This window comes from Nocardia sp. NBC_01388 (assembly GCF_045040085.1).
Classification (GTDB): domain Bacteria; phylum Actinomycetota; class Actinomycetes; order Mycobacteriales; family Mycobacteriaceae; genus Nocardia.
Genome location: NZ_CP109553.1, coordinates 4,899,919 through 4,925,560 on the forward strand (window position 1 = coordinate 4,899,919; position 25,642 = coordinate 4,925,560).

Annotated in this window: 26 protein-coding genes; 15 read left to right on the forward strand and 11 right to left on the reverse strand. The window is 65.9% G+C overall.

Going from position 1 to position 25,642, the window contains the following annotated elements:
* Window positions 1–42: 42 nt before the first annotated feature.
* Window positions 43–249, reverse strand: a complete 207-nt coding sequence (locus tag OG716_RS24125; RefSeq protein WP_405133032.1) for a heavy-metal-associated domain-containing protein — start codon at window positions 247–249, stop codon at window positions 43–45.
* A 243-nt stretch (window positions 250–492) separates the two neighbouring features.
* On the opposite strand from OG716_RS24125, the gene OG716_RS24130 reads away from it, so the two are divergent.
* The 3 genes from OG716_RS24130 (at window position 493) to OG716_RS24140 (ending at window position 3,373) form a co-directional block, all read left to right on the forward strand.
* Complete coding sequence (locus OG716_RS24130) at window positions 493–1,275, forward strand: cytochrome c biogenesis CcdA family protein (RefSeq protein WP_405133033.1); 783 nt, start codon at window positions 493–495, stop codon at window positions 1,273–1,275.
* A 100-nt stretch (window positions 1,276–1,375) separates the two neighbouring features.
* Complete coding sequence (locus OG716_RS24135) at window positions 1,376–2,086, forward strand: hypothetical protein (protein ID WP_405133034.1); 711 nt, start codon at window positions 1,376–1,378, stop codon at window positions 2,084–2,086.
* Between the two features lie 324 nt (window positions 2,087–2,410).
* Entirely contained in the window at window positions 2,411–3,373 is a 963-nt protein-coding gene (locus OG716_RS24140) for a M56 family metallopeptidase (protein WP_405133035.1), read from the forward strand.
* Between the two features lie 67 nt (window positions 3,374–3,440).
* Here the strand turns inward: OG716_RS24140 and OG716_RS24145 are convergent, their stop codons facing one another.
* A complete protein-coding gene (locus OG716_RS24145; RefSeq protein WP_405133036.1) occupies window positions 3,441–4,892 on the reverse strand; it encodes a hypothetical protein in 1,452 nt (483 codons plus the stop codon).
* 20 nt (window positions 4,893–4,912) lie between these two features.
* Between OG716_RS24145 and OG716_RS24150 the strand changes: the two genes are divergently transcribed.
* The gene (locus tag OG716_RS24150; RefSeq protein ID WP_405133037.1) at window positions 4,913–5,527 is read left to right on the forward strand and encodes a TetR/AcrR family transcriptional regulator; all 615 of its coding nucleotides are present in this window, start codon (window positions 4,913–4,915) and stop codon (window positions 5,525–5,527) included.
* A 56-nt stretch (window positions 5,528–5,583) separates the two neighbouring features.
* On the opposite strand, the gene OG716_RS24155 is transcribed toward OG716_RS24150, so the two are convergent.
* Both OG716_RS24155 and OG716_RS24160 read right to left on the reverse strand, forming a co-directional pair.
* Window positions 5,584–7,107, reverse strand: a complete 1,524-nt coding sequence (locus OG716_RS24155) for an MDR family MFS transporter (RefSeq protein WP_405133038.1) — start codon at window positions 7,105–7,107, stop codon at window positions 5,584–5,586.
* Complete coding sequence (locus OG716_RS24160) at window positions 7,104–8,231, reverse strand: PLP-dependent cysteine synthase family protein (protein ID WP_405133039.1); 1,128 nt, start codon at window positions 8,229–8,231, stop codon at window positions 7,104–7,106. The genes OG716_RS24155 and OG716_RS24160 overlap by 4 nt, the downstream gene beginning before the upstream one ends.
* Window positions 8,232–8,589: 358 nt before the next feature.
* Between OG716_RS24160 and OG716_RS24165 the strand changes: the two genes are divergently transcribed.
* Together OG716_RS24165 and OG716_RS24170 are read left to right on the forward strand one after the other, a co-directional pair.
* Window positions 8,590–8,718, forward strand: a complete 129-nt coding sequence (locus OG716_RS24165) for a hypothetical protein (protein WP_405133040.1) — start codon at window positions 8,590–8,592, stop codon at window positions 8,716–8,718.
* A 596-nt stretch (window positions 8,719–9,314) separates the two neighbouring features.
* Window positions 9,315–9,551: a hypothetical protein gene (locus OG716_RS24170; protein ID WP_405133041.1), complete on the forward strand. Its 237-nt coding sequence runs from the start codon at window positions 9,315–9,317 to the stop codon at window positions 9,549–9,551.
* A gap of 239 nt (window positions 9,552–9,790) precedes the next feature.
* Here the strand turns inward: OG716_RS24170 and OG716_RS24175 are convergent, their stop codons facing one another.
* Entirely contained in the window at window positions 9,791–10,162 is a 372-nt protein-coding gene (locus OG716_RS24175; protein ID WP_405133042.1) for a BlaI/MecI/CopY family transcriptional regulator, read from the reverse strand.
* 612 nt (window positions 10,163–10,774) lie between these two features.
* On the opposite strand from OG716_RS24175, the gene OG716_RS24180 reads away from it, so the two are divergent.
* Both OG716_RS24180 and OG716_RS24185 read left to right on the forward strand, forming a co-directional pair.
* The gene (locus OG716_RS24180) at window positions 10,775–11,140 is read left to right on the forward strand and encodes a BlaI/MecI/CopY family transcriptional regulator (protein ID WP_405133043.1); all 366 of its coding nucleotides are present in this window, start codon (window positions 10,775–10,777) and stop codon (window positions 11,138–11,140) included.
* Window positions 11,137–12,072 carry a M56 family metallopeptidase gene (locus OG716_RS24185; protein WP_405133044.1) on the forward strand — a complete coding sequence of 312 codons (936 nt, stop codon included), beginning with the start codon at window positions 11,137–11,139 and terminating at the stop codon, window positions 12,070–12,072. The genes OG716_RS24180 and OG716_RS24185 overlap by 4 nt, the downstream gene beginning before the upstream one ends.
* A gap of 13 nt (window positions 12,073–12,085) precedes the next feature.
* Here the strand turns inward: OG716_RS24185 and OG716_RS24190 are convergent, their stop codons facing one another.
* Both OG716_RS24190 and OG716_RS24195 read right to left on the reverse strand, forming a co-directional pair.
* The gene (locus OG716_RS24190) at window positions 12,086–12,463 is read right to left on the reverse strand and encodes a plastocyanin (protein WP_405133045.1); all 378 of its coding nucleotides are present in this window, start codon (window positions 12,461–12,463) and stop codon (window positions 12,086–12,088) included.
* Window positions 12,464–12,522: 59 nt separating this feature from the next.
* Window positions 12,523–13,509 (reverse strand): prolipoprotein diacylglyceryl transferase family protein, encoded by a 987-nt coding sequence (locus tag OG716_RS24195; protein ID WP_405133046.1) that lies wholly within the window; start codon window positions 13,507–13,509, stop codon window positions 12,523–12,525.
* Window positions 13,510–13,944: 435 nt separating this feature from the next.
* On the opposite strand from OG716_RS24195, the gene OG716_RS24200 reads away from it, so the two are divergent.
* The 4 genes from OG716_RS24200 (at window position 13,945) to OG716_RS24215 (ending at window position 17,799) form a co-directional block, all read left to right on the forward strand.
* Window positions 13,945–14,850 carry a GNAT family N-acetyltransferase gene (locus OG716_RS24200; protein ID WP_405133047.1) on the forward strand — a complete coding sequence of 302 codons (906 nt, stop codon included), beginning with the start codon at window positions 13,945–13,947 and terminating at the stop codon, window positions 14,848–14,850.
* A 56-nt stretch (window positions 14,851–14,906) separates the two neighbouring features.
* Window positions 14,907–15,320 (forward strand): DUF6153 family protein, encoded by a 414-nt coding sequence (locus OG716_RS24205; protein WP_405133048.1) that lies wholly within the window; start codon window positions 14,907–14,909, stop codon window positions 15,318–15,320.
* A 187-nt stretch (window positions 15,321–15,507) separates the two neighbouring features.
* Entirely contained in the window at window positions 15,508–16,023 is a 516-nt protein-coding gene (locus tag OG716_RS24210; protein WP_405133049.1) for a DUF305 domain-containing protein, read from the forward strand.
* 228 nt (window positions 16,024–16,251) lie between these two features.
* Window positions 16,252–17,799 carry a multicopper oxidase family protein gene (locus OG716_RS24215; protein WP_405133050.1) on the forward strand — a complete coding sequence of 516 codons (1,548 nt, stop codon included), beginning with the start codon at window positions 16,252–16,254 and terminating at the stop codon, window positions 17,797–17,799.
* 439 nt (window positions 17,800–18,238) lie between these two features.
* Here OG716_RS24215 and OG716_RS24220 read toward each other — a convergent pair whose 3' ends face one another.
* The 3 genes from OG716_RS24220 to ccsB all read right to left on the reverse strand — a co-directional run bounded on the left by OG716_RS24220 (window position 18,239) and on the right by ccsB (window position 20,797).
* Window positions 18,239–18,805, reverse strand: coding sequence for a cytochrome c oxidase assembly protein (locus OG716_RS24220; RefSeq protein WP_405133051.1), 567 nt, complete (start codon window positions 18,803–18,805; stop codon window positions 18,239–18,241).
* A 149-nt stretch (window positions 18,806–18,954) separates the two neighbouring features.
* Complete coding sequence (gene lgt / locus OG716_RS24225; protein WP_405133052.1) at window positions 18,955–19,809, reverse strand: prolipoprotein diacylglyceryl transferase; 855 nt, start codon at window positions 19,807–19,809, stop codon at window positions 18,955–18,957.
* A 13-nt stretch (window positions 19,810–19,822) separates the two neighbouring features.
* Window positions 19,823–20,797: a c-type cytochrome biogenesis protein CcsB gene (gene ccsB, locus OG716_RS24230; RefSeq protein WP_405133053.1), complete on the reverse strand. Its 975-nt coding sequence runs from the start codon at window positions 20,795–20,797 to the stop codon at window positions 19,823–19,825.
* 126 nt (window positions 20,798–20,923) lie between these two features.
* On the opposite strand from ccsB, the gene OG716_RS24235 reads away from it, so the two are divergent.
* From OG716_RS24235 to OG716_RS24245, 3 genes are all read left to right on the forward strand, one after another.
* Window positions 20,924–21,193, forward strand: coding sequence for a hypothetical protein (locus OG716_RS24235; RefSeq protein WP_405133054.1), 270 nt, complete (start codon window positions 20,924–20,926; stop codon window positions 21,191–21,193).
* A gap of 198 nt (window positions 21,194–21,391) precedes the next feature.
* Window positions 21,392–22,612, forward strand: coding sequence for an Ig-like domain-containing protein (locus OG716_RS24240; RefSeq protein WP_405133055.1), 1,221 nt, complete (start codon window positions 21,392–21,394; stop codon window positions 22,610–22,612).
* A 252-nt stretch (window positions 22,613–22,864) separates the two neighbouring features.
* A complete protein-coding gene (locus tag OG716_RS24245) occupies window positions 22,865–23,671 on the forward strand; it encodes a M23 family metallopeptidase (RefSeq protein WP_405133056.1) in 807 nt (268 codons plus the stop codon).
* Between the two features lie 527 nt (window positions 23,672–24,198).
* Here OG716_RS24245 and OG716_RS24250 read toward each other — a convergent pair.
* Window positions 24,199–25,641 carry an NADH-quinone oxidoreductase subunit N gene (locus OG716_RS24250; RefSeq protein ID WP_405133057.1) on the reverse strand — a complete coding sequence of 481 codons (1,443 nt, stop codon included), beginning with the start codon at window positions 25,639–25,641 and terminating at the stop codon, window positions 24,199–24,201.
* Between the last annotated feature and the right edge of the window lies 1 nt (window position 25,642).

Genomic DNA, 25,642 nt, shown 5'->3' on the forward strand with positions numbered 1-25,642 from the left:
CGTGCGGTTCGCCGTGATCGAGCGAAATCGATTTCCCTGCGATCACTCCGCGAGCTGATAACCCGCCTCGTCGACAGCAGCCGCGATGGCGTCGCGCCCAATCGGGCCTTCACCCTCGATATCTACCCGCCCGCTGGCCAGGTCGACGTCCACACCGGTGACGCCCGAGATCTTGCCGACCTCCTCACGAACCGAGGACACGCAGTGGCCGCAGGTCATTCCGGTGACGGTGACAGTCGTGGTGTTCATCGAGCTCCCTTTCCTTCCAGATCGTCAGACGACGATACCCGAACGATACCCCCGTAGGGTATCAACCGCAAGGAGTTGACGCGGCTGCCGTAGTCAGCGGCAAAAGGACCCCATACCAGGCGGCAGTGCGCATCCAGTGGTCGACAACCAGCCGAATCGACCCCTCCCCATCACCCTTCAACGAACTCGATCTACTATCCTACGTAGTTAATTAGTAGACAGATTCCCCACAGGAGAAGAACGATGGCGGGACAGGGAATCGGCGACGCGTTTCAGAACGCCGCCGCCACCGGGCCACTACTGCTGGCACTCGGTGCGGCATCGGTTGCCGGCCTGGTGTCCTTCGCCTCACCGTGCTGCGTACCACTGGTTCCGGGATACCTGTCCTACCTCGCCGGCGTCGCCGGGGGCGAGTCCGGCGAGGCAGCACGCCGCGGCGCACGACTGCGCACGACTGGGGCAGCGCTGCTGTTCGTTGCGGGGTTCACCGTCGTGTTCGTACTCGGCACGGCTTCGGTGTTCGGGCTGATCGGCGCGCTGTCACTGAACCGCGAACTGTTGCAACGCCTCGGCGGCGTGATCACGATCCTGATGGGCTTGACCTTCGTGGGACTGGTTCCGATGTTGCAGCGCGACACCAGATTCCAGCCGAGGCGGCTGTCCGGGCTGATCGGCGCGCCACTGCTCGGCGCCACGTTCGGCTTCGGATGGACGCCGTGCCTGGGACCGACCCTCGCGGGCGTGCTGTCGGTGGCGGCCGGCACCCAGGGCGCTACCGCCGCGCGCGGCGTCATGCTCATTATCGCGTACTGCCTCGGGCTCGGATTGCCGTTCGTCGCGCTCGCCTTCGGTTCGGCCACCTCCGCGCGCAGCTTCGGTTGGATACGCCGCCATACTCGGGCGATCCAGCTCACCGGCGGCCTCCTCCTGATCGCCGTCGGTGTCGCCCTGGTGACCGGTGCGTGGACGCTGTTCGTCGATTGGCTGCGGTCGGAGTTCGTCAGCAACGTCGTGCTGCCGATCTGACCACGCGGGCAACCACAAACGCCTCACTGTCCCGGTACGTAGAACGCAGTCTCCGGCCCACATGCCGAGTGTCTGCGGCAGAGCGAAACGGAAAACCGCCATGGCATCGAGCAAGAACTCCCGCGGCAAGTCCGGCCGGGCCGCGACCACAACCCTCGTCTCGTCCCGCCCCTTCCGCGGCACCCTCCTGACGTGGGCGGGAGCGGCGCTGGTCGTGGTGGCGCTGGTGGCCGGGGTGACGATTTCAGTCGTTCACGCCGCGCACGCCAAACGCGAGCAGACCGCCGCCGTGAGCCTCGATCATCCACCGGCGACGACCGCGATCGGTCGCGACATCGCGCCGCCGTGGCCCGCACCGGCGGATGCGGCCGCAGCCGTGCGGGCTGCGGGCCTGCCGATGCTCGCGAGCGAGGGCGCGGTCGAACACATCCACGTTCATATCGATGTCCTGGTCGACGGCTCGGCCGTGCCGGTGGTGGCCAATCTCGGAGTGGATCGCATCAAGGGCGCGATGAGTCCGCTGCACACTCACGACGCTTCCGGCGTCGTTCACATCGAATCGCCGGCCCAGCGCCAATTCGGCCTCGGCGAGCTGTTCAGCGAATGGGGAGTGAGCCGTGCCGGCGATAACGTCGGCACACTCCGTGCCGGTGACGGCAAGAACGTGCGCATATTCGTCAATGGCACACTGCGTCAAGGCAATCCAGCGGCCCTCACCTTCGCCAACCGCGACGAAGTGGCAATCGTCTACGGTCCGCCCGACAGCGCGACGGCGCCCCCGGCGCGCTACGATTTCCCGTCCGGGACCTGACGGCAAATACTCGGGTATGACGCCAGAGCGGGCCGGTATCCACAAGCGCAGGGTGCCGAATATCGATGCGCCTGTCAGCTGAGCCTTCCACTCCAGTCCTCCTCGGTCACAGTCGAATTCATGTCAGGAGCAGACCCATTGGCAGTTGCGGATTCCGACCCGATACAAGTTGGCCGCCCAGCAATCCGCACGATTTCCCGCACGTAGACTCGATGCCGACCGACAGGAGGACTGAGTGGGGAATGCTCGCACGAGCGGGGACACAGGCGGCGGCGATCGATCGAAATCGCCCGTCAGTGTGTCGATAGCGGCTTGGGCGGTCGGGTGAGCATCGCGATCTGCGTGCTGATGTATTCGTTCACCACAGTCATGCTTGCACCGCGCCTTTTGGTGCGGCTCACCCGAACCGGCGCAGCGCCGCGCCTCGGTCTGATCGCGTGGCTCAGCGCAATCGGCTCGGTCGCGTTCTCGTGGTTGATCGCGGCGTCGATTCTGGTGGTCGACGTGTTCCGTGATTGGACCGCGCCGACCCGGCTGATGTTCGATTCGTGTATCACCCAATTGCATGACGCAACAACCGGTCAGTACGGGTCCGCCGTGCAGGTGAGCTTGTTCGCACTGGCGGGGTTCACCGCGGCCGCTGCGGCGGTGGCGTTCGCCCGGCTCGGCGGGTCACTGCTGCGGGCGCGCCGTGCCACCCATACACATGCCAGGATGGCGCGGCTGGCCGGGCGCCATGATCCGGAACTCGATGCCGTGGTTCTCGACCTGTCCGAGGCTGCCGCCTACTGTGTGGCCGGCAAACCGAACACGGTAGTCGTGACTCGGGGCGTGCTCGAGGCCCTCGACGATCGACATCTCGGCGCGGTATTGGCCCACGAGCGGGCGCACCTGGCCGGGCGTCATCATCTCCTGCTGGCGATCAGTCGCGGGCTCGCCACGGCCTTCCCGCGCGTACAGCTGTTCAGCGGCGGCGGCATCGAAGTGGCCCGGCTGGTGGAGATGCGCGCAGACGACGACGCGAGCGGCGTCCACGGGCGCCTGACTGTGCAAGAGGCACTGCTGGCCCTGTCGGAGCACGCGCAGAGCCCCGCCGCGACACTGCCCGTGGTCGGTGATGGTCTGGCTACTCGAGTCGAGCGCCTCGCCCGGCCGATCGAGCAACCGGTCCGGACCCGTACGCGAATCCTGTTGGTTGCCATGACAGTTCTGATCCTGATCGGACCGCTGATATCGACGACTGTGGCGGTGATCGGTGTCGCGGCCTGCCTTCCCATAGCCTTGTGAAAACCGTTGAGACGGGACTCGGCCAGTGGCCTCCTCACGACACCGACGGTCGCCGAGAACCGCTTGCTCACGCCGCCGCCACCTCTCGCCTCCGATGCAGCGCCACGGCAGCGGCAGCGCCGACCAGTCCGATCGCCAAGGCGTAGATGCCCGCCCCTGCCGCAATCTGGACCCACCGAGTCGAGGCGGTGGCCTCCGCGGGGCGGTAGAGATCCCGGGATTCGGTGACGGCGGTGGCGCGGTCAGCGTCGAGCGGTAGCCATGCTTCGATGTTCTCGTCGCCTCGGCGCAGCTCGGCATAGACGAGCCACCGCCCGTCGGCGGGAACGCGAACCGAGCCGCTGTATTGGCAATCACCCTGGACTAGTAAGGAACCGCGGATTGTCTGTCCGGCCCTGCGGGCCACCACCCTGGTCGGCACCAGCCCTGTGCACGGGCTGTCGGTGCGCACGGTGAGCGACAACATTCCCTGACCGTCGGAGCCGCCCGTCACGTGGGCACCGAGCACGGGCTCGCCCTCGCCCGGGTCATGCGCGGAGGCCGGAGGTGCAATGCCGATGAGACCGGCGCTCGCCGCAATCGCGAACAGCGCGAGGACGATCGGCCATCCACGACGCACGGTCGCGATCAACACCACGGCGAACACCACCAATACCGGCACGGCCACCACAGCCACTTCGGAGGCGGACCGACTCACCAAACCGGTGACCGACGCCAACCACGCGAGCAGCGAAACCGCCGCCGCTCCAGCGGAGTACCGCAAAATCATGTTGCGCCAAGGCAGATCCAGCACACCCAGCCCGAGAATCGCCACCGGCAGTTCCGGCGCGGTGCGGCCCAGCAATCCGAGCACCACCGCGGCGACCAGCCGTAGCGCGATGTAGACCACCACCATCGCCGTTACCGGCGCACGCGTCGGCACGTACGCACGTGCGACGACCGCTGTCGACAACGCCGCCACGAGCAGCACCGAGAGATACAGGGCCTCCGAGAACTGCGGCACGTCGGTCTCGTACTCCATGACCGTCATTGCCGCAGTGCCGAGCAGAAGACCGGCCAGCAACGCCTCCACCGCACCGCTACGGCTGCGCGCCGTCCCGGTGATGACGCCGAGAATCATTGCGGCCGAGGCGAATATGACCAGCATGTGCGGCGGGCTCCACAGCACGGCATCGCGGCCGAACGAGGCATGCCAGACCGCGTCCAGCGGAGCTGCCGCCAGGGTGGCGGCACCCCCGGCCGCCGCCACCAACAGCGGCGACTGCCGCAGCACCGCGCGCAAAGATCGAGTCGCCAGCAACGAGCGCACGCCCCATCCGATTACCGCGGCACCGGCGACCGCGACCGATCCGTACAGCCACAGGTGCGGTGGGATCCTCGCGCTGTCACGACCCAGATCGGTGTGCCACGCGTCGTCCCAGTAGGTGGCCACCAAGGACACGAAACCCGACAGGGCGATGACGGCGGCTGCCCAGGGACGCAGACTGAGACGGCTGGGGTTCATGGATGAGACGCTCATGTCTCAACTATGATGAGGCAGTGTCCCAACGTCAAGAGATAGCCATCGAATCCGAGCTCATCGATGCCACCGAGGCGGCCGTCGCCCGGTGGGGCCTCGCCGATACCACGCTGGAGCGGGTCGCGGCCGAGGCAGGGATGTCACGGGCGACCATCTATCGGCGCGGGGTTTCTCGCGACGATCTGGTCGCCGGTATCACCGCGCGGGCCGCTGACACCTTCCGGACCGAGATCTGGCCGGCCTTGACCGGATCGGGGACGGCCGCCCAGCGACTACGCGCCGCTTTGGAGGCGATCTGTGCGACAGCGGACAAGCATCTGCCCGTGCTGGCCGGGATGTACCTCGCCCACGGTGAGGTGTTCCACCGGCCAGGTCCGGACGCCCTGGTGGTGGATGTGTTCGCCGAACCGCTCGAGCGTCTGCTGCGCGACGGCACGGCCGACGGCAGCCTGCGCCCGACACCACCGACGGTCACCGCGACCGTGCTGTTCAATACCGTGGGCTGGGGCTATATCCACCTGCGCGCAGGCCATCGCTGGGCTCCCGAGGCAGCCCGCGCAGCGGTCCTGGACCTGGTACTGCGCGGGCTGCTCCCCGATCCGATTGGGACGCAACCAGAGTCGGTCACCGGGTGACCGCTCGCCGACCGGCCGCCGCCCATCGGCGGGAGGGACCGGCCGGGCGCGGCGAACTATCGACGAGGAGGCCGCGTCGGCGGCGCTGCCGGCCAACGGTGCCGGACGGCGGCCTCTTGTACCCGGGGAATCGGCATCGTTCGCTCCGTGTCCGATTCCCGAGTCGAAACCCGGTGCCAGCCAGTCGGTTCGGCGACCTGTCTCACCGGTCCGTTCGGCCGAATCGCCTCGAGTCCGACGGGAACACGGTGACTATCGGCGACCGGCTGCCGATTGCCTCGCCCGACACCCTGCAGCAGATGATGACGGCCGGTATCCGTCACCGATTGCGTTGCCACCCCGGCGGATACAGCATGCCGCGCGGGCTGTGGCCGGTCCAGCCGGTGCAGTGCGAACGCGCCAACGGCGCCGATCACCATCAGACCGACCCAGACCGCCCAATCCGCTCCCGCGGCACGGGCGGCGCCGACCACCGCGCCGGTGGCCAGGTTGCCCGCCAGAATCCCCACGCCGACCACGGTGTTGTAGAAACCGTAATGCGTGGCCACCAGTTTGCCGCCCGCCAGTGAGACGACCGTATCCATCTCGAACGGGAATACTGCGGCCGTGCCGACCGCCAGCAACGCCGTCGCCAGCAACAGGGCACCGACCGCGACCGCCGACCCGAACAGCTGTGGGCCCGGAACGATTGCCAGCGGTAGAAACGACACCGCCAGCAGGGACATCCCGGCCACCAGGCTGCGACCTGTCCCCCATCGGGCCCGGAACCACGCCGTGATCCGCAACTGTCCGGCCACCGCGACCACACCGGAGATCACGAACAGGCCGGATGTGACCGTCTGCGCCCGCCCGCCCGCAACGTATTGCGCTTGCAACGGCAGCGCCAGATAGACCTGGAACGACAGCACATACGAGCCGATCATCGCCAGCGCGAATGCCACGAATCGCCGGTTGCTGATCACGGTGCGCCAATCCTCGAGAACCGAGGTCTTCTCGGTCGGCTCGGTCTTGCGGCGCGGCGGCAGCGCGAACAACTGCGCCACCGTCAGCGCGGCGAACACCACTGCGGCCGCCCCCGCCGTGACTCGGAAATCCAACGCCAGCAACGCGAGTCCGACCAATGGGCCGGCGAGTATGCCCGCCTGATAGAAGATGTTGAAGACCGCGAACGCCTCCACGCGGCGCTCCCCCGCATCGGCCGCCAGGTAGGCCCGCACGGCGGGGTTGAAGAGAGCTCCGGCGAAACCCGTTGCGGCCGAAGCGATCAACAGACCGGGTAACGAATGGGCCCACACCAGCAATGCGAAACCGCCGGTACGCAGCAAACATCCGGCCACGATCAGCGGCTTGTAGCCGAGCCTATCGGCAAGGGTGCCCCCCAGAAGGAACATGCCTTGCTGGGAGAAGTTCCGCACACCCAGCACCAGTCCGACCGCCCATGCCGCCAAACCCATTGGGCCGGAGAGATATCCGGCCAGATAGGGCATCAGCATGTAGAAGCCGAGGTTGATGCCGAACTGGTTGACCATCAGCAACCGGGCGGCCGGGTCGAAACTGCGGAACTTCGCGAAAACCGTCACGAGGCATGCTCCTGATCCCGGGCGAGATCGCGCGGGTCGACCACCGCGCTGCAGCGGGTCCAGGAGCTGACGACCCGAGCGGCCGGGTGCGCAATGCTGTCCGGTTCGATCGGCGGATCGGCGTCGAGCAAGCCGTGTTCAGCGCAGTAGGCGTCGTTATAGATAGTGTCGAAGTAGCGGTGCGGTCCGTCGGGGAACACCGCTGCGACGCGGGTACCGGCATCGTGGGTGCGAGCCATCCACCCCGCCACCAGCGCCACTGCGCCGACGCTCCACCCGCCGGTGGCATGGTGCGTGGCGGCCAGCGTGCGGCAGGCCCACACCGCCTCCGACGGTGCCACCCAATGGATTTCGTCGAAGGCCGGGTAGTCCACATTGCGGGGGTGAATGCTCGAACCCAAGCCCCGCATCAAGCGCGGGCCGGCCGGTTGACCGAAGATCGTCGACGCCACCGTGTCGACCCCGATCAGCCGCAGATCCGGATTAAACTGGCGCAACACCCGCGCCACCCCGGCCGAATGCCCGCCGGTCCCGACAGCGCATACCAGCACATCCACCCGGCCCAACTGCTGCACCAGTTCGAGAGCCAGCGATTCATAGCCGTCGATATTGTCCGGATTGCTGTACTGATCGGGGCACCACGCCCCCGGCTCACGTTCGAGAAGTTCGGCGACACGGTCACGTCGCGCCTGCTGCCAGCCTCCGACCGGATGCGGCTCGGGCACCAGATCCACCCGAGCGCCGTGGGCCGCGAGCATCTGCGCGACGAACGGCTCCAGGCCGGGATCGGTCACCACCGTGACCGGATGCTTGTAGACCAGACCAGCGAGCGCCAATCCCAAACCAAGTGTGCCACTACTGGATTCGATGATACGGGCGCCCGGTTCGAGCTCACCACGCCGCTCGGCGCACCGCACCATGTGCAGCGCGGGGCGATCCTTCATCCCACCGGGATTGAAGCCCTCGAGCTTGGCCCAGAATCCGCGGCCGGCGGGTGCCAGCGGCGCGCCGATCCACAATACCGGGGTGTTCCCGACCAGATCCTCGGGAAGCCGCGCCGCCATCGGCGCGGTGACCAGAGCGGTCGATACATCGGCGTGCCGTTCCAGCACGATCTTGTCCATGGCTGTCGCTTTCCTTGCATCGGTCCGCCCACTGGGCGGCGAGGACGTAAACGGGCAGCGGACACCGGCCGACAGCACGAACAACCGTCGACCTGGCGCTGACCGATCAGCGTCGAGCGATACACAAGCGAGTGAGAATGATCCGACCGCTGAGCGCGGGGACGGCCGACACCGGGGGGCCGCGCACTCCACGACCAGCCGGATAGGACCGGGCAACCAGAGCCGCGCCCGCCAACACCCCGAGCAGTAGGAGTAATTGCGGCACTACAGTTTTGCTGACTCCGCTCAACGGCACCGACGTCAGCAGACAGTGCGCGGCATGGGGTGGGCAACCGCAGGCGGGCGGGTGGACTGTGGAATGGGAAGACTCCGCCAGGGTGGGAACGGTGAGCTGCTCGCCGGAAACCACCCGAGCGTGCGTGTGGAAGAGCTCCCCGGTCAACGCGCAGTCGAACATCGGCGCTACGAGCACTACTACCGCGAGTAGTGCAAGCGCAGAGCCACCGAGCCGCAACCGACCGATGAGCCTCACAGTGCGCCCACTGTAGCAACGGATTCGTCGCCGAACGCAGTGAACTGACCGCCGATCGCTAGCGTGTCGCGCAGTGCCCGCGTGGCGTGCCAAACACGCCGAGCGGAGCCGATACCGCGCAAAAGGGCGACACCTCGCATAAACCTCGACGATCCTCCCAGATCCACCTGCGCAGACTCCCACTGTCGAATCTTATTGAACTCGAAGCACTTTCAATCGAATGCATCGTCTCGTTCAAGATACGTGGTTGACATCTCTTTGCAACAACCTACTATCTACGTACGTAGTTAGTTACCACGGGTGATCGCATCCACACAAGCCGCGCGGGGCCGTGTCGCCTCTTTGGAGAGTGCGCGCCGTAAACGCCTCGTGCGGGCGTCCTCACGAGACGCGCGCTGGACCCCGCGCTGGCACGCACGCCAGACGACCATTTGGCTCACTTACAGCAACCATCACGCGAAAGGACACCTCCCACTGTGAAATTCCGTACCCACCAATCGTCCCGACGATCAGTTTTCTTCTTCGCCTTCGCACCAGTCGCTCTGAGCGCAATGACATTGCTCGCCGCACCTGCCACCGCGGCACCGACCGCCGACGGCCCGATCGTCATGGCAGATCGCTCCGGCGGTGCGAACGGTGGCCACAACAACGGCGGGCACGGCGGCGGGAACCATCACAACAACGGCGGACGCGGATACAACGGACACGGCAGCGGCAATACGAGCGGCAGCACCCACGACCCCGGCAGCCACAGCCACGCTCCACTGCCTGCACCCGCACCCCACTGACGCAGCGTCGGATAGTTGCCCACAGGTGGGGAAAAGCGTTCGCGCGGTGACGGATCGACGACAGACGCGTCGGACCGAAAAGAATCTCGACCCCCAAACTCCCAGCGTGAACGACGCCGTCGAGTCACCGGTTGACCAACAGTCACCGTGGCGGTGGCCGCCACCACGGGCCGCCACCAATACACTCACCCACCAGAAGGATGTTCAATATTTCGTGCTACAGAACCGATGCTTCGGTGTCAGTCGCGCTTGCGCGCCTTCCTCCGAAGCACAGCACGCAGGTTCTCGGAGTCTTCCGGGCTCATCTGCTCCACGAAGTGCGCGAGCACCAACTCCGACCTGCCGTTGGCGCCCAAAGCCTGACGCATCAACCGTGCGCCGTACTCCTCGCGGCTCAGCTTCGGCCAATAGTGATAGGCCTTCCCGACACGTTCGCGCTGCAGCCACTCTTTGCGATACAGGTTGTCCATCGTCGACATCACTGTGGTGTAAGCGATTTCCCGCTCGGTCGAGAGCTCGTCGAATACTTCGCGAACCGTCGTGTGCGTCGTTTTGGACCAGACCCGGTCCATGACGACTGCCTCCAGGTCTCCGAAACCGCGCGAGCCCATTGCGTCTCCTCATCTCGAGCTTCGGCGCCGCATAGCGCCACCCGCAGCGCAGGCGCACAGTAGGCGAGCGCGATGCGGGACCGTGCCATTTCGAGCAGCCGAAAGCGTCGGCGAACGAGCGGGATCACATGGGTTACCGGTCGATCCGGCAATCGACCTCGATACCTATGACACCTCGATCCCGCTGTCACACAACGAAGTATCCAGTTGCTCATCTACGTACGTATATGCTACGTACGTAGATAGTATCTGCCGGTTCGGCATGCACCGCAACTCGAATTCAGCGGCCGAGCCGACCCTGAAAAGGGATCGCGCTCACGCCATGCGCACGAACCTTCGACCATGACGGCACCGAATCTAACTCGCCGCGCTCCCGCTGCCGAAGCAACCGAGGAACAGACATACAGCGGCGCGACCATACCGAATTTGCACCGGACTTCCTGGTACGCCGCCTTCCTGACCCGCAGACGACACCGGAACCAGGAAATACTATCCTGGATCGTAGTTGCGCCGGTGTGGTCAGCACAGCGCAAAGCAGAGTGACCCGCAGGCTCGCTGCGCTGGCGGCCGGGAGCGGCATCAACCGGCTAGGGTTGAGAACCAGGAGGACAGGTGACGCAGGGGCTCGGCGAACTCGAAGCAGCGGTGATGGACGTGATCTGGGCGACCGACGAACCTGTGCGAGTTCGCGAGGTACTCGACGGTCTCGCCGAGACACGGCGGCCCGCCTACACCACGGTGATGACGGTGATGGACAACCTGCACCGGAAGGGCTGGCTCGATCGCGAGCGCATTGGCCGTCCGTTCTGGTACAGCGCGAGACGCAGCCGTGAGGAAGCCGCCGCTGATGCGCTCCGTGCGGTGCTCGATGCCGCGGAGGACCCCATCGGCGTGCTCTTGCAGTTCGTTCGCAGCACGTCCGAGGCCGAGTCGAAGACGCTGCGGCGCGGATTGCGTGATCGGAATCGGCGCCCGTGACCGCCGCCCTGCTGATATCCGTCGCTGGGCTGACCCTCGCGCTCATAGCACCTGGGCCATTGAACGCGATGCTGCGGCGGTCGGACCCGCATATCACCCTGCTTACCTGGGCAACGCTGGTTGTCGCAACAGTGACTGCGCTGTTGGCTCCACTGGTGTTGAGCTTGGCTCCCGGTCACGGCGGTATGGCGGCATTGACCGAACTCGCCCATCGCTGTCTGCTCGCCCCGCACGACACCATGCCCGCGCGCCTGGAATCGGCAATAGGGATTGTCGGGGTGCTGATGGCGACGATCACGGTGGTCCGGTTTCTGATCCACTGGCGGGCGACCGCACGGCAGCGGATTGCCGTGCACGACAAGCACATCAGCCTGTTCCGCATACTTCACGGCCACGACAGCGAACCGGTGCTGTGGCTGCCGCTGCCGACCCCGGTCGCCTACAGCATCGCCGGTCGACCGGCGATGATCGTGGCGAGCAATGGGCTGCGGAACGAACTGGATGACGAGGCGCTGAATGCCGTTCTGGCACACGAACGCGCGCACATTCGACGCCACCACCACTTCCTGGTCGAACTCGCCGAGGCGGCCGCATACGCGGTGCCGTGGCTACCGCTTACCCGCCGGTCTCCCGAATTGGTCCGCGCCCTGGTCGAACTCGATGCCGACAGCCACGCCGCCCACCGGCACGGCAGCGCCCCCGTGCACCGCGCCTTGACGCAGCTGCGCGGCCACGCCACTCCGGCGACCACACTTGCCATTGCGCAGGACTGCGTCGAGCTGCGTCTGGCCCGCCTCGCCGACGATCACGCCCAAGCTCAGCACGCCCCCCGCCGTACCCGGGCAGCCATCTGGACCGCCGCCGTCACCGCGCCGATTCTGCCGCTGGTGATGTTGGGGGCCGGGGTGGCCCTGAGTACCTGTGGCGGTTGAACACCCACGCAAATCAACCAACAGTCAGCGTGGCGACCATGCTCGGGTGGTAGCGGCAGTAGAGCGCGTACGAGCCGGGGTTCTCGGGCGCGGTGAAGGTCACCGCCGATTTCGCCTCGACGTCGATATCGAAGAGTCCCTGAGTCTTCGACGTGACCGAGTGTTCGACCCCGTCGTCGTTGCGCACCGTGACCCTCGCACCCGGAGCCACGGTGGACGGTACCTGGAACTTGTAGCCGCTGATCGTGATTGCGTCGGGGGCTCCACCGCTGCCGGAGGCGGAGGTCGATGGCTGACCGCCGCCGCTCGACGACGAACACGCGCCTGCGACGAATACTGTCACCGCGGACAGGCATACCGCCGCGACGAGCCGGTTGGATGAGATGATCATGTCGCTCTCCCTGCTCGTGAGACCCCCTGACCTGTTGACGAGTGACCGCCTCTCCCGGTTCACCACATTCCGGCGACGACAACGAAATCCGCCGCGAGGACGAGCAAGCCCAGGCCGACGGTGAGCGCGCGACCCCGCGCAGTGCGCGGGTTGGCGCGTAGCCCGAACAGCCCCTGCCTCGCCAGGACGTACACGGCGAGCCCTCCGACGAACAATCCGCCGCCCATATCGCCGAGACCGACAAACAGTCCCAGGGTGACCGCGCCGATAACTGCCGCGGCCGCTGCTTCCATCAGTTGGACCGGCACTCGCCTGATCGCGACCGAGCGATCTGAGGACCACAGACCCCAGCGCGACGAAGTCGCCCGGCCCGCACAGCAGCCGGAGAGGAAGCAGCCCGGGCGGCCTACGGCCATCCCGAGAAACAGTCCCGGGGTGGTCGCGTCCAGCACCGGGCCCACACCGAGGCCGGCTACCGCCGAACCCAGCGCGAGGACGGCGAACGCCACGAGCAAGAATCCCTGGATGCACGCGCCTGTCTGCAGGATCCGGCCGAAGCTCTCCCGGTTGAGGACGACCGTATAGACCTTCGCACCGGCGTACCCCAATAGACAGGCCAGGGCCGAGATTCCCAGCGCGGCAGCGGGATTACCCTGGATGAAGGTCAACAGCACGAACTGGAGCAGCAAGGCCAGCAGCGCCCCCGCGCCCACCAGCGCAGGCCAACTCCACAACCGCACCGCCGGGCCGTGGGCGAAGGGCGCGAAGGTGGTCGCGAGGCGCTCCGTCTGCACCGGCGACCAGCGCTCGCCGGTCGGCGGCTCAGCGCGAGCGGCGGCCACATCCCACCGGCCGGGTGCGATATCCGACACCTTGGCGGTCACTGCGAGACGCCCGGCGCCGGCGGGCACTCCCGATACGGTGACGAACCGTTCGAATGTGTCCGGCGACTCCGACTCCTCATCGACATCACGCCGAATGCCGACGAACCGGACCGTGACATCGGTCGGCGGGCCGTCCGCAGGGGTGTCGTCCCAGAAGGTCACGGCGACCGCCTGCGGCTCTGAATTATATAGCGCCGCACGGAATCCGGTGGCCGCCACCGTGTCAACCTGCGGCTCGGCCGCACGCACGGCGGAAGCCAGCGATGCGACGATCGGATCGTTCGAAACGCGTTCGGTGTGGCGAGGCTCCGCGACAGATGGTCGGGGCTCGAGCGTCAGTTGCGTAATCGGCCCGAACACCGCCGGCAGCTGCGTAGCGACGGGCTGGGACACATGTTCGGCTCGGCGAGTCCGTTCTGCGCGTCGACGTGTGCGATCGGCGCGCGCCGCCCCCTGCTGCTGTCGGCTGCGGGTACCGGACTTGTTCTTAGCCACGACGGCGACCCGATCCACTCGAGTCGACGGCGTTCACGATCGACCACAATCTACTAACACTCATAGTAGTTAACATACTATCCCGGTTAGTAGCTCAGCGAGATGCACAGCAGCCACGGACAGCTGCCATCATCATTAGACGTACCGAGATTAACTGCGCTCCAAGGCAATTCAATGTATGACAATCGATCACACCGAAGTCGAGGAATTGCCGAGATGCTCGAAAAGCGCGCGATTTCGGCAGCACACCATCAACGAAACGAGCCTGAATTGCGCCCTGCTGCTGATCTCGGCAAATCCACGTTCCCACCTGGCCGCTACCGGCCGGGCAAAGCGGCCGCGGTCGCCGCGGCCCGCTTCTACGCAGGTCGCATTCGCAGCGCACTTGCAGGAATGGCCCATCGCCCCCGGTCGATCCTCCTGTCCGGGACAACATCGCGCGGTGCAGACATCCTGCTGCGACCGCCACGGCCGGCGGACGCACGGACCTGGCGCGCGATCCGACTCCGTGACCGTCCGGCGATCGAACCGTTCTGGATTACGGTGTCCCAGGATTGGGAATCCCGCCACACCGAACGAGCCTGGGTCAGGGAGTGCCTGCAACCGCGGTCGGACGCCAAGGCCGGACGGGTCGTCCGCACTGTGATCGAGGTCGACGGTCACCTGGCCGGCCAGTGCGAACTTTGGGTCGAATCCTTTGATCGCCGCGGCGAGCTCGGCATCTGGATCGATTCACGCCTGTCCGGGCAGGGCTATGCGACGGCGGCCGGGCGACTGATGCTCGCCTATGCCTTCGCCGAACTCGACCTCGCCCGCGTCACCGCGCCGACGGATTTCGCGAACTCCCGCGCGGCACGCTGGGCCGATCGGATCGGGATGACCTGCGAGGGACGGATGGCGGCGTACCAGTCCGTCGGCGGGCGACGCCGCGATCACGATCTGTGGGCGATCACGGCGCAGACCTGGCACGTCGAACACGCCCCGTCGTCTCCCATCTCGGATTCGTGAGATACCCCACGGGGGTTTGCAATGTCATCGCGCGACACCCGAACTACGATGGCGGCGTGGTCGACGTACACGAGCCAGCCAGAGTTTCCGGGTCAGCCCGGGCAGTCTGGCTGTTCGTGATGCTCTTCGGCATCGTCGCCATGCATGCGGGGGTTTACGCAATCCAGTGTCCTGCACAGGATTCCGCGCTTGCCGGTTCCGGTGTAGTGGCGATGCCCGCTGCCGGTCAGCACACGGACGCAGTGGGCGCCATGACCGACCGGCACACCGGCGGACACGGTGGCATGCATGCCTGCGTGTTCGTCTTGTCGGTGATCGCGCTCGCGATCGGCCTTGTTCTGCTCTACCGATCCGGCGCCCCGTCCGGCTGCGATCCCACGCCGCTATCGCGTCTGTGCCGAGCCCATCGTGCACGACCGCCACCCTGGACCACGCCGTCCCTGGCCGAATTGTCGATTCTGCGGATCTGACAGGTCTCGCCGCCTCCGTTGCCGACGCACCGAGAGGCGCATTCCGACCTGCCCGACCACCGCACATTCGCAATTCACCAGGAGGACAACCGTGTTCAGTACACGTAATCGAATCCGATCGATCGTCGCCGCCGGAATCGCCGCGGCTGCGCTACTCGTCGCTGGCTGCGGCAACTCGATGCCCGGGATGGACATGGGCGGCCAGTCCACACCTTCCGCGACAACCAGCGCACCGGCTCGAACCGGTTTCAACAACGCGGATGTCTCCTTTCTGGACATGATGTATCCGCATCACTCGCAGGCTGTCGACATGGCGCGCTTCGTCCCGTCACGGTCGCAGAACGAGCAGGTCCGCACTCTGGCGTCCGGCATCATGAATGCCCAGGCTCCTGAAATGCAGCAGATCAGCAAGCTGCTGCAAAGCTTCGGCAAGCCGGCTCCCGTCGTGGGCGCACAGCAAATGCCGGGCATGCCCGGCATGATGTCCACAGAGGATATGACCGCGCTGCAAGGGTTGTCCGGCAAGGACTTCGACCGGAAATGGCTGCAGATGATGATCGACCACCACACCGGTGCGATCACGATGGCCAACACCGAGCTCACCTCGGGAGCGAACACCGACGCCATCGCATTCGCGAAGGGCATTGTCGCCGCGCAGCAGACCGAGATCGACCAGATGCGCGCGCTGCTCGGCAGCAGCTGAGCTCGTTCGTCCCGGTGCACCGGACAGGCGCACCGGGACGGCGCTCATACGGACCTCCCCAGACTCGGGCGATCGGTCCGGCACGATGTATCGCAAGCACATCGGACCGACCTCGTTGCCTACTCCGGCCCCGGCAGTGACCCTCCATGCCGGAAAGTCGCTATCTCTGACACGCCCGGCCCGGAGCCGCTTGCCGGCACCGGGCCGCACACACCAAGGAGAATCTCCATGGCATCCAGGCAGCGTCCCTTCCCGACACCCCTCACCCGGCGCGGATTCCTGGCCCTCGGCGCCGGTAGCACCGCGGCCGCGGTGCTCGCCGCGTGCTCCAAGAACTCACAGAGTTCACCCACCCTCATCCAGCCCGACTCCGATGCGGTCCGCGCCGCAGAAGCCCGCCGACGGGCAGCGGGTGCCACCGTCCAGCAAGTCACCTTGCGTGCCCAGCCCACCACCGTGGACCTGGGCGGCGTCCAGGTGCAGACCTGGACCTACAACGGCCAGCTGCCCGGACAGGAGATCCGGCTCAAACGCGGAGAGGTGCTGCAGGCCGACCTGACCAATGGGCTGCCCGCACCCACGACGACCCACTGGCACGGCATCGCCCTGCGCAACGACATGGACGGCGTACCCGACATCACGCAAAAGGAAATCGCCCCCAACGACGCCTTCCGCTACGAGTTCGCGGTCCCCGACGCCGGCACCTACTTCTTCCACCCGCACGTCGGGGTCCAACTGGACCGCGGCCTGTACGCCCCGCTGATCGTCGAAGACCCCGCCGACGGAAAGGGCTACGACGTCGAAGCCGTCGTCGTCCTCGACGACTGGCTCGATGGCGTCAACGGCCGCGATCCGGACAAGGAGTTGCGGGAGCTGCAGGACAAGGGCATGGCCGGCATGAACATGGGCGGCGGCACGAGCGGCATGAACATGGGCGGCGGCATGTCCATGCCCACCGACCCCAACGCCCCACTCGGCACGGACGCCGGTGATGTGAAGGATTATCCGTACTACCTGGTCAACGGCCGCATCGGCGCCGATCCGGTCACCTTCGCTGCCAAGCCAGGCCAGCGGATGCGGCTGCGCATCATCAACGCTGCGGCCGACACCGCGTTCCGTGTCGCCGTCGGCGGCCATCAGCTGCGGGTCACCCACAGCGACGGCTACCCGGTGCAACCGGTCTCCGGTTCCAGCGTTCTCCTCGGCATGGGCGAGCGATACGACGCCATCGTCGAACTCGGCGACGGAGTCTTCCCGCTGGTCGCCTCCGCCGAAGGCAAGACGGGCCAGGCGTTCGCGCTCATCCGCACCGGCGGCGGCACTCCTCCCCCGGCCGATGCGCGCCCGGCCGAGCTGTCGGTCGCCCCGATCACCGCGGACCGGCTCATCGCCGCCGAGTCCGTGCGACTGCCGCAGCGCTCCCCGGACAAGACGCTCGACGTGACTCTCGCCTCGGACATGAAGAAGTACGTCTGGACGATCAACGGCAAGGCGTACCCGGATCGCACACCGCTGGATGTCACTCAGGGACAGAGGGTCCGGCTGCGGTTCGTCAACAAGACGATGATGTTCCACCCAATGCATCTGCACGGCCACACCTTCGAGGTGGTCACCACGGCGGGAACCGGTCCCCGCAAGGACACGTCGATCGTGCTACCCATGCAGACGGTGGAAGTCGACGTCGAGGCAGACAACCCGGGGCAGTGGATGCTGCACTGCCACAACGTATATCACGGCGAGGCAGGCATGATGAGCGTGTTGTCCTACGTTCACTGACCCGCCCGCCACTCTCCGATGAGACCAACGGTGGGGCGAGCCACGTAAGGGATAGGGCCCGTACCCACCGTTCAGCGCGGTCTTGCCCGGGTGCGTCGGCGGGAACACCACCGCGGCATCAAGTTCCGGCGGCGAGGGCTCTGCTCGCGGTTCTGCCAGTGGCCGCGCGGCTGTGGTCCGGACCGCGGCGCGCAAGAAGAAGCACGTGCAGGAAGAAGCAACGGGTGGGGATGGGCGCCATGAGGGGGAGCGCCCATCCCCACCTGCCACGGGCGCCGCATTCGGCGACACCCTCGTGTCGCGGGTGGTCGACGCGACACGAGCCGAAGGTATTACTACCTACGTACGTAGATAGTAATATCAGATCGAACTCGGCCTGCACAACTACGGTGTCGCCGCCACTTCTCCGAGAATCCCCCTCCCCCTGCCGATCTCGGGCCTACTGGGCAGAGAAACGGTCTCGTTGGCGAGACGACGCACCTCTGGATTCTTCCGATTCCCCGCTGCGGCCTGGACCGACTCGAATGTCAGTGACGGAAACGATCGCGCAATTGCGGATCGTTCTCCCACCACAGGCCGAGGAAACGGGTTCGGAGTCGTCGGCGACTCGATCCCCGGAAAAGGACGCCGAGGGTGGCTGCACGGGCGCGATGTCGAGCTCGACATCCACCTCTTCGGCTTTGCGGCGTTCGTCGGCGGCGAAGGCACGCATCAGCACCATCGAGTACACCACGCCGAGGAAATCGCCCAGCATCCAAAGGATTCCGGCTCCGATGGTCTGATCGGTGCGCAGGCTCGCGCCCCAGGAACGCCCGAGGGATCGATAGAAGTCGGCGGCGACCAACGTGCCGAGCCACAGCACGATGCCCAGCAATCCGTCGGCCGGAGACTCCACGATCGTGATCAGTAGCGAGATGCCCTGCGAGAAGCGCCGCGGCACCGGATCAACCTGCAACCGCGAGTAAAAGTACAGAAATCCCACGGCTACCAGCAGGATTCGCGTCACCGCATCAACCGCGCCGCCCGCCACGCGAATGGGTAGCCGAACAACAACAGCCCACCGACCAGCACCGAGGCGATGTCCCACCGCCACTGGGTGATGAAACTGCTTGCGGTCAATGGTGTTTCGATCTTCGGCAAGGGAATCAGTTCCCCCTAGGGCATTCGGTCAACACTGTCCCGCCGGTCGTCGGCTGCCCGACCGGCTGCGCGCTGCCACAACAGGAAGGCCGCCGCTGCGGCGAAGACGATCAGCGACGTCCAGTCGTTGAGCCGTAGGCCGAAGAAATGATTGGCGTGGTCGACACGCAGTGCCTCGACCCAGCCGCGCCCCAGGGTATAACCGGCGACGTACAACGCGAACAACGTGCCCACCCCGAGCGTTCGCCCTCGCTTGCGCGACCAGCGGTCGACTCCCAGCACCAGCAGTGCGACGCCGAGATCCCACAGGCTCTCGTAAAGGAAGGTCGGGTGGTAGAGAGCGATGTCGGTGGTGTCCTCAGGGCGATGCGCGACATCGATCTTCAGCGCCCACGGTAGCGTGGTCGGGCCGCCAAACAGCTCCTGGTTGAAGTAATTGCCCCAGCGCCCGATCGCCTGGGCCACAGCTAGTCCGGGCGCGAGGGCGTCACCGAGTTCGAGCAGCCTGATATTGCGGCGGCGGCAGCCTATCCAGGCGCCCACCGCCCCCAGCGCGACCGCGCCCCATATCCCGAGCCCGCCCTCCCAGATGGCGAACGCCCGCAAGGGATCTCGACCGCGGCCGAAATACAGCTCGGGATCGGTGATCACGTGATAGAGCCGTCCGCCGACGATCCCGAACGGCACCGCCCACATCGCGATGTCGAGGATCTCGTCCGGGTCGTGACCTCGGGCCGCCCACCGCCTGCGGGTCACCCAGATCGCGACAATGATCCCAGCGATGAGGCATAGGGCATAGGCGCGAAGCGGGAACGGACCGAGATGCCACACGCCGCGAGCGGGGCTGGGCAGATACGCCAGATTCACCATGTACTCACGATTTTCAGTTCAGTCCCGCGTAGGAGTGCAGGCCGGATACGACGATATTGATGACGAACAGGTTGAACAGCATCGCGGTAAAACCGGCGATATTGATCCAAGCGGCCTTGCCTTCCCGCCACCCCGAGGTCGCACGGGCGTGCAGGTATGCCGCGTAGATCACCCAGGCCAGGAAGGAGGTGCTCTCCTTCGGATCCCAGCCCCAGAACCGTCCCCAGGCCGCTTCGGCCCAGACCGCGCCGAGGATCACCCCGGCGCTGAAGAGGGGGAAAGCGAAGATCGTGGTCCGGTAGGCCACCCGATCCAACGTGGCCGCGTCGGGAAGACGCTGCGCGAATCGCCCGAGCAGGCTCGCCTGCCGACTTTCGCCCGAATAGCGTTGGCGCACTATGAATAACGCGCTGGCTACACCGGATATGAGGAATACTCCGCTGCCGGTGGAAACGATCGACACGTGGATGATCAGCCAGTACGACTGCAACGCGGGCACCACGGGGGCGGCGGTCGTGTACAGCAGATCCCCCGCGACGAACATCAAGAGCAGGACCCCGAGCAGCGCGAACGACCACAGCCGACGGAGCACCGGGCCACGCAGGATGACCAGGCCGGCGAGAACACCGGCAGCGCATGCGAGAGAGACGAATTCGTACATATTGCCCCACGGGGCACGATGCGTCGCCAACCCGCGCAAGGCGATCGAGGCCACATGCAGACCGAATCCGACCCCGATCACCGACTGCCCCATACGCCCAAGTCGCTCAGCACGTGATCGGCTCGGCTGGACGATGACCTTCGCAGGCCCCTGGATGACAGGAGGGCCGCCGCCCGAGGCCACAAGCGCTCTGGGCGCCGATGCGTTCGCGGGCACACGCGAACTCGCGAATTCGGCGACCAGCAGTACAGCCGCGATCAGATACACCGCAAAGGACGATCCGAAGGCGAGGTCACTGTAATGCGAAAGGGTGAGGTCAATAGGCATGGGCGATACCTGATCAGTCGTGTGTGGGCTCGATAGGCGATCGGAGCAGGATCACTCACTCCGACCACGAGATACTATGCCACTTAGTACTAGGTGGCATAGTAGTGGTCTATCGCAGGAGGGCAGATGGGTGTTCGCGAATGGCGTGCAGAACGAATCCGGACACGGGCGATGTACACCGGCGCTTACCTACGAGAACGCCGGCGGCGGGTCGCTGGATGGCTGCTCGTAGCGATCGGTGTCGCCATGGCGACCGTGCACGTGCTGACCCATCTCGGCGATTGGCAACTCCTCAGCAGCCCGGGGCGGCAGGATCTGGTCATCGGCTATCCGACCGCCCTCGCGATCGCCTTCGTGGGAATGCTGCTGATCACCACTCGCGCCCGGAGCCGGTAGTCCGAGCACCTGCTCCGATCACCCTGTGAATGAATGACACTCATCGATGTGAGCTACGCGGCGGCGTGGGTGCCACAGGCTTCGCACCTGCGCTTCGGCCCACCGGAGCCACTCTCGCCGAGAAGTAAACTACTAGGCTAGATAGTAATAGGGCTGTGTTGCAGCGCGGCGCACAGCGCATTCAAGGAGGGAATACCCATGTCTCGTCGCCGTCGCAGATCCACCGCCGCGCTGGTCTTGCTCGCCGCTTTGGCCCTGGCGATCACCGCATGCTCGTCCGCGCCCACACCGGCCGGACCCTCGGGCGGCTCCACACCCGGCGACGCGATATCAGTGACGCCGGGACAAGACGCCAAAAATATCGATCCGTCGGCCCCGGTGCAGGTCAGTACCAAAACCGGCGTTCTCACGTCGGTAACGATGACGAATGAGCAAGGCAAGGTCATCGACGGCATTTACACCCCTGACAAGACCTCCTGGAAGCCGAGCGAGCCGTTGGGGTACGGGCGCACTTACACAATGAAGGCCGAGGGGACGGCGGTGACCGGGCCGACCGGGCCGATCACCTCGACGTTTTCCACGCTCATACCGCGCAATCAAACCAAGGCGTACCTGACGACCACCGGTGGCCAGCCGCTAAGCGACGGCGGCACCTATGGGGTCGGCACGGTGATAGTCGCCCACTTCGACGAAGACATCCCGGACCGCGCCGCCGCCGAGAAACGGCTGTCCGTGACCGCCGATCCGCCGGTTGATGGGGCGTGGTACTGGCTCGACAACCGAAACGCACATTGGCGGCCGCGCGAGTACTGGAAGCCTGGCACCAAGGTGACCGTGGCGGCGAACATCTACGGCGCCGCACTCGGCCCGGGACTGTTCGGCGAGGACGACAGCAAGACCAGCTTCACCATCGGCCCCTCGCATGTCACGATCGCCGACGACAACACCAAACAGGTCCAGGTCTTCGAGAACGGCACACTGATCCGCACCATGCCCACCTCGATGGGTATGGGAGGCAGCGAAACGATTGAGGGAAAGACGATTACGTTCTGGACCCAGCGCGGTGTCTACACCGTGATGGACAAGGCGAATCCAGTAATCATGGACTCCTCCACCTACGGCCTGCCGATCAATTCGCGGCTGGGCTACAAGGAAGCCATCGGGTGGGCAACCCGCATCAGCAATGACGGCATCTATTTGCACGCACTGGATTCCACGGTCTGGGCGCAAGGCAGCCAGGATGTCTCGCACGGCTGCCTGAATCTCAGTAGCGAGAACGCCACCTGGTTCTTCAATTTCTCCATGCCCGGAGACGTCGTCGAGGTGCGCAACACCGGCGGTGCGCCGCTGGAGGTGTGGCAGAACGGCGACTGGAGCCTGCCGTGGGATCAATGGACGCAGGGTAGCGCGGTGCACTGAAACCGTTGGGGCGCTCCAGGAAACGCCCCGATCAGGTAATTCCGCAGCCGACGCCGGCCACGATCCGGAACGAAGTGGTGCCACCGAATTCACGACGCTGCGGTCGATCGGCCCAGTCCGGTTCCCCGCAATAAACTACTAAGCAGCCTAGTAATTCCACCGCAACTCGGATACCATTCCGTTACCTCACGGTGAGCTAACCGTGACCGGCGGTCTTCCGTCCGCCGGACGATCGACATCGAGGACGCGCCAATGGGACGACACGCTTTGGGACGGAACACAACTCCTCGGAACGCGCCCTCCCCCGAGCGACTGGTAGCCGGTGACCGGACGCGCGGCCGTCATCGTGCCGCAGCAGCCTCCGAACCACAGCGCAAAGTGGTGGCCGGCGCCCTGGTCGCGGGTGCGCTGCTGACGTTCGGCGGCATGCTGTCGGTCAACGCGCCCGCCTCTAACGCCGCTGGGCCCGAGGAGCAGCCTGCCTCGCCGTCGGATCCGTTGTCCAATCTGGCAGCTGCCGCGGACGCGCTACTACGCGGTCCCGAGATCGCCCAGGCGCGCGCAGCATTCGACGCCGCCGTTACGAATCAGGCCGCAGCACTGGACGCGGCGACGCGGGCGCTCAACGTGCCCGTACTCCCGCAACCGGCACAGCCACGCACCGTGGCACCGGTCTCCGGAACCCTTACCTCCGATTTCGGCGTCCGCTGGGGTGCGTTCCACACGGGGCTCGATATCGCGAACGCGATCGGCACACCGGTGCGGGCGGTTGCAGACGGCACAGTCGTGGATTCCGGTCCGGCGCAAGGGTTCGGGATGTGGGTGCGTATCGCGCACGACGACGGGTCGATGAGCGTGTACGGCCACATCAACGAAACCTTGGTACAGGTGGGTCAGCATGTGCGAGCCGGAGACCAGATCGCCACGGTAGGCAATCGTGGAATTTCGACTGGCCCCCACCTCCATTTCGAGGTCGTCGACACCTCCGGCTACAAGGTCGATCCGATGCAGTGGCTGATCGATCACGGTGTGTCCGTGACGGATTCGATCCGCGACTGACGGCGCTACGCACACCGCCGACCACACTCTCGGCAGCAGCGCGACTTCACTACCCACTACCTGTAATCCGCACGCCGTAGCGCCGCTGCTGCTGGTTGCACCCGCGTTGGCGACGGTCAGAAATCCCTTTCGGTCCCACGCCGAGGGTGATGCCGTTGCCGACTCGTTCGGCAAGCGTCAGCTCAGATCGCGCGCCAACTGATCGGTGGGGCGCAGGCTCGTGCCGAACCTCATGATGGCCTCGCGGTTCGAGCGGAGTTCGCCGTAGGGCAGATACCGCACCTTCAGGTCGGCGACCCGGCTGAAGACTGGATCAGCGTGTTGACCGCGTCGTGATCGAGATCGAGAACGGCGGAGGCCGAAGTAGCAGGCGAGGAGGCTGACACCGAACCGTATTGTTCTATCCTCCTTGCGGATTCGTACGAGGGACGACGGTCCTGGGCACCCCTCAGTGGCGGCACGACAGAGTATGCCTTTATGCCCGATGGCGGGATGCTCCGGATCGCCCGCCTCCGCCGGCCAGGAAGTCAGGGCAGCGCGAGCGGACCGTCGAGGGCATTCATGATCGGCCCTGCGAGGACGCCTACGACCACCGATCCGATCGCCGCCACATAGGCTGCGGCCCGGGGCACCTTGAGAACTGGGTTTGTTGCGGCCTCGTCCTCGGACCGGCCACGCAGTGTCGGAACGATCCAGCGCAGGTAGTAGAAGACGCTGGCCACCGAGTTCACTGCGGCAAGAACGGCCAGCCAACCGTAGTTCGCGTCGAAGGCTGCGGTGAACAGGGTCAGTTTTCCGACGAAGATGGCGGTCGGCGGGGTACCGATCAGACCGAACAGGCAGACGATCAGTGCCAGCGCCAACCCGGGTCGCCGGCGCAGCAGACCGGCGTAGTGGGTGACGCTGCGCAGCTGGGGCAGCGCACACACGACCGCGAAGGCCCCGAGGTTGGTGATCGCGTAGGCCGCCAAATACAGCAGAACCGATTGCAGCGCAAGGTGACTGCGCCCCGCGGCAACGACGCCCAGTAGCAGGTAGCCCACCTGGCTGATCGTCGAATAGCCGAGCAGTCGACGCACGTCGTGCTGAAAGAACGCCCCGAAATTTCCCAAAGTCATGGTGGCAGCGGCGATCACGGCTATCAGCACACGCCAGTCCATGCCACTCGGCTCCAGCACCAGCGCGCTCAGTCGGTAGATCGCCACGACCGCACCGAGTTTGGGCACGGTGGTCACCACGGCCGCCACCACGGGCCGAGCACCCTGGGCGACATCGGGCACCCAGAAGTGCACCGGCACCGCGCCGGCCTTGAACAACAGACCACCCAGAATCGCGATCGCGCCGAAGGCGAGCGCCGCCCGCGGTGCGGCGGCGACCGACTGCCCCAGCGCCGAGTAGGCGGTGGCTCCTCCGACGCCCAGCACGATCACTGCACCGAACAGCATGATCGTGCCGAACAGCGCGCCGAACAGGTAGTACTTGAGCGTCGCTTCGGTGCCGAGCGCATCCTTGCCGAACCCGGTGAGTGCGTACAGCGGAATGCTGGCCAGCAGGTACGCGGCGATCAGCACGAGTAAATCGTTCGCGCCGGCCAGCAGGATCGCCCCCAGCCCGCTCAGCACCAGTAACACTATGAATTCGGATTCTCGTGCGGCCCTGCGGGTTTCGGGTACGGACAGGGCCAGCAGCAGCAGAAGCGCCCCGGCCACCACGATCCGCACCGTGTTGGTGGCGACATCGACTCCATAACTACCGTCGAAGAGCGTACGCGCCATGTGGTTCCAGACCGGAACCGTCGCCGCGACGACCGTGACGGCCCCGACGGCGGCGAGCAGCCGTACCGCCCATTGCCGGCGGCGCGGCAGGAAGGATCCGAGTAGCAGTCCCAGGACGGCCGCCACCACGAGCGCCGCCTCGGGCGCGAGAGCCAGCAGATCCCGACCCATCATCTCGTCGGTCATCTTCCCCATC

Bases quoted from the DNA above. Each gene is read 5' to 3' on its own strand.
- OG716_RS24125 (WP_405133032.1), bottom strand. From the start codon at position 249: ATGAACACCACGACTGTCACCGTCACCGGAATGACCTGCGGCCACTGC.
- OG716_RS24130 (WP_405133033.1), top strand. From the start codon at position 493: ATGGCGGGACAGGGAATCGGCGACGCGTTTCAGAACGCCGCCGCCACC.
- OG716_RS24135 (WP_405133034.1), top strand. From the start codon at position 1,376: ATGGCATCGAGCAAGAACTCCCGCGGCAAGTCCGGCCGGGCCGCGACC.
- OG716_RS24145 (WP_405133036.1), bottom strand. From the start codon at position 4,892: ATGAGCGTCTCATCCATGAACCCCAGCCGTCTCAGTCTGCGTCCCTGG.
- OG716_RS24160 (WP_405133039.1), bottom strand. From the start codon at position 8,231: ATGGACAAGATCGTGCTGGAACGGCACGCCGATGTATCGACCGCTCTG.
- OG716_RS24165 (WP_405133040.1), top strand. From the start codon at position 8,590: ATGGGAAGACTCCGCCAGGGTGGGAACGGTGAGCTGCTCGCCGGAAAC.
- OG716_RS24170 (WP_405133041.1), top strand. From the start codon at position 9,315: ATGACATTGCTCGCCGCACCTGCCACCGCGGCACCGACCGCCGACGGC.
- OG716_RS24175 (WP_405133042.1), bottom strand. From the start codon at position 10,162: ATGGGCTCGCGCGGTTTCGGAGACCTGGAGGCAGTCGTCATGGACCGG.
- OG716_RS24190 (WP_405133045.1), bottom strand. From the start codon at position 12,463: ATGATCATCTCATCCAACCGGCTCGTCGCGGCGGTATGCCTGTCCGCG.
- OG716_RS24200 (WP_405133047.1), top strand. From the start codon at position 13,945: ATGCACAGCAGCCACGGACAGCTGCCATCATCATTAGACGTACCGAGA.
- OG716_RS24210 (WP_405133049.1), top strand. From the start codon at position 15,508: ATGGACATGGGCGGCCAGTCCACACCTTCCGCGACAACCAGCGCACCG.
- OG716_RS24215 (WP_405133050.1), top strand. From the start codon at position 16,252: ATGGCATCCAGGCAGCGTCCCTTCCCGACACCCCTCACCCGGCGCGGA.
- lgt (WP_405133052.1), bottom strand. From the start codon at position 19,809: ATGGTGAATCTGGCGTATCTGCCCAGCCCCGCTCGCGGCGTGTGGCAT.
- ccsB (WP_405133053.1), bottom strand. From the start codon at position 20,797: ATGCCTATTGACCTCACCCTTTCGCATTACAGTGACCTCGCCTTCGGA.
- OG716_RS24235 (WP_405133054.1), top strand. From the start codon at position 20,924: ATGGGTGTTCGCGAATGGCGTGCAGAACGAATCCGGACACGGGCGATG.
- OG716_RS24240 (WP_405133055.1), top strand. From the start codon at position 21,392: ATGTCTCGTCGCCGTCGCAGATCCACCGCCGCGCTGGTCTTGCTCGCC.
- OG716_RS24245 (WP_405133056.1), top strand. From the start codon at position 22,865: ATGGGACGACACGCTTTGGGACGGAACACAACTCCTCGGAACGCGCCC.
- OG716_RS24250 (WP_405133057.1), bottom strand. From the start codon at position 25,641: ATGGGGAAGATGACCGACGAGATGATGGGTCGGGATCTGCTGGCTCTC.